This is a genomic window from Microbacterium sp. CPCC 204701, assembly GCF_004010105.1.
In the GTDB taxonomy this organism is placed as follows: domain Bacteria; phylum Actinomycetota; class Actinomycetes; order Actinomycetales; family Microbacteriaceae; genus Microbacterium.
Map to the genome: position 1 here is coordinate 1 of NZ_RRYE01000559.1, position 1429 is coordinate 1429.

2 protein-coding genes are annotated in these 1429 nt (G+C 70.7%); one reads left to right on the forward strand and one right to left on the reverse strand.

Annotated features, from left to right (window positions below; translation table 11 throughout):
- A partial coding sequence (locus tag EIO58_RS17830; protein WP_164861866.1) for a serine/threonine-protein kinase occupies positions 1-972 on the reverse strand: 972 nt, incomplete at its 3' end.
- A gap of 138 nt (positions 973-1110) precedes the next feature.
- Here EIO58_RS17830 and EIO58_RS17835 point away from each other — a divergent pair.
- Positions 1111-1429, forward strand: a 319-nt coding sequence (locus EIO58_RS17835) for a sigma factor (RefSeq protein WP_274543228.1), incomplete at its 3' end; no start/stop codon positions are given.

The window sequence follows — 1429 nt, forward strand, 5'->3', positions numbered from 1 at the left end:
GCCCGCGCCGAGCGCGCCGGCAGTGACCGCGCCCGCGGCGGCGGTGCTCGCGGCGGGCAGTGCCGTTGTGGGCTGCATCGCCACCGTGACCGCTTCTGTCGGCCGGTCGACGGTCGACCCATCCGTCGTCGTCGCGAGACGTGACGCCACCGTCGCGACCTCGAGCGCCGTCGGGCGGTCGTCGGGGCGTGTGGCCGTCATACCGCGCAGCAATCCCTGCCACGCGGGATCCAGGGTCTCCGGGATCGGGGGAGGGGAGATCAGCCGCGCGGTGAGTGCGCCGATGCCCTCGGCATCCGCATATGGTCTCGTGCCGGTGAGCGCCTCGATGAGCATGATGCCGAACGAGTACACGTCCGACGCCGGCTGCGGCGGCGCGCCCTGCACCTGCTCCGGCGCCATGTAGGCGGCGGTTCCCATCACGAGCCCGGGAGTGGTGACACGAGTGGTGTCGAGGAGGAACGCGATGCCGAAGTCGGCGAGCTTCGCGTGCCATGTGGGGCCTGGCAGGGGCGACGAGCCCAGCAGCACGTTCGACGGCTTGACGTCGCGGTGGACGATGCCGGCAGAGTGGGCGACGTGAAGCCCTTCGGCCACGTCGAGGGCTATGCGCGCCACCTCGCGCTCGTCGACCGGTCCGCGCATGATGAGGTCGCGGAGGGTGATGCCCTCGACGTACTCCATCGCGATGTAGCTTCCGTCGATGTCCGAGATCCGGGCGTCGAACACCGTGACGATCGAGTGATGGTTGAGCGACGCGAGGACTCTTGTCTCGGCACGCGCGCGCTCCAGCACCGCGGGCCCGTCCACGGGTCCCCGCAGCAGCTTGACCGCGATCGTGCGATCCAGGTGCGTGTCTTCGGCGCGGTAGACGCGCGCCATTCCGCCTTCCCCGATGCGCTCCTCGACGCGATATCGGCCGTCGAGCAGCCCACCCGTCGAGATGTCCTCGACTTCACGCAGGTCCGTCACTGTTCCTCCCGCTGCGATGCGCCGCGCAGGGGAACGCGGCACATCGAGCTGAATCCAGCGTAGGCGGCCGGTTCGCCGGTGACCGGCCCCTTGACGACGGACGCGATCGGTGCAAACACCCCCGTTGCCGAGTAAGGCATGCTGGAAGGCATGGTCATCGACGGCCTCGAGATACCGGACGACGGAACGACCCGCGTCGATCGTGTCGGCGTGCTGCTCGGGCGCATCGCGGAGGGCGACGAGTCCGCCTTCGCCCGTCTGTACGACCTGCTGTCGCCGCGCGTGTTCGGGCTGATCGTCGCGACGGTGGGCGATCGCGCGCAGAGCGAGCGGGTCTTGCAGGACGTGTTCCTCGAGGTCTGGCGGGCCGCCGCGCGATTCGCGCCCGCCGGCGAGCGCGGGCGTCCGTGGGTGCTCGCAATCGCCCAGCGTCGTGCCGCCGACGCCGCGACCGCCG